This is a genomic window from Burkholderia sp. E168m23 (genome assembly GCF_016586125.1).
Classification (GTDB): domain Bacteria; phylum Pseudomonadota; class Gammaproteobacteria; order Burkholderiales; family Burkholderiaceae; genus Burkholderia; species Burkholderia orbicola.
In genome coordinates, this window is sequence record NZ_BCPP01001449.1 from 1 (window position 1) to 1,116 (window position 1,116).

A 1,116-nucleotide genomic window follows, 5' to 3' on the forward strand; every position below is an offset into this window, starting at 1 on the left:
CGAGCCGCCCATCGCGATGTCGAGCGTCATCGCGTTCTCGAACGCCTTGAAGCCGACCGAGCGCGGCAGCACGCGTTCGTCGTCCTGCTCGTAGTGCTGGCGCGTCAGTTCGACGATGCGGCGGCCGGCGCGCTTGAACAGCTGTTCGCGATCGGCGTGCGTGGCGACCACCGTACCGTTGCCGGGCAGCGACAGGCCGAGCGCTTCGGTCAGGCAGTTCATCGAGTTCGCGGTGAACATGCCCGAGCACGAGCCGCAGGTCGGGCAGGCCGAGCGTTCGACTTCGGCGACGTCGGCGTCCGAATACGACTGGTCGGCCGCGATCACCATCGCGTCGACGAGGTCGAGCTTCTTCAGTTCGACGGTCTTGGTGACCGGGTTCGCGAGGCGCGTCTTGCCGGCTTCCATCGGGCCGCCGGACACGAAGATCACCGGAATGTTGAGGCGCATCGCGGCCATCAGCATCCCCGGCGTGATCTTGTCGCAGTTCGAGATGCACACCATCGCGTCCGCGCAGTGCGCGTTCACCATGTATTCGACCGAGTCGGCGATGATGTCGCGGCTCGGCAGCGAGTACAGCATGCCGTCGTGGCCCATCGCGATGCCGTCGTCGACCGCGATCGTGTTGAATTCCTTCGCGACGCCGCCGGCAGCCTCGATCTCGCGCGCGACGAGCTGGCCGAGATCCTTCAGGTGCACGTGCCCGGGTACGAACTGGGTGAACGAGTTGACGACCGCGATGATCGGTTTCGAGAAATCGTCGTCTTTCATGCCGGTGGCGCGCCACAGCGAGCGCGCACCTGCCATGTTGCGGCCGGCGGTAGAGGTTTTGGAGCGGTAAGTGGGCATGGTGATGGCTGAAGAAATATCGCGGGAAAAGGGTGGAGGCACGGGAATAAAGGCCTCTCTCGCGCCCGTGCGAACAACCTCTTGAGCTGCGCCCTGGGCAAACTTCGCGATTATCCCACAGCCGCCGGGCGGGCGGCGCCGGCTGGAGCGGGCGAGTGAGGCCGGTGGTGCACCGGACAGGGGTTAAGTGCACTCGGCACACAGACGTCACGAAGCACGAGGCCCCGAGGAAGCCCGAAGCCCGAAGCCCGAAGCCCGAAGCCCGAA

1 protein-coding gene is annotated in these 1,116 nt (G+C 65.7%); it reads right to left on the bottom strand.

All coding sequences use genetic code 11. The annotated features are described in order from the left end of the window. Positions 1-849 (bottom strand): dihydroxy-acid dehydratase (locus JMF90_RS38075; protein ID WP_201326444.1); only part of this gene is annotated, 849 nt, incomplete at its 3' end. Positions 850-1,116: the final 267 nt, after the last annotated feature.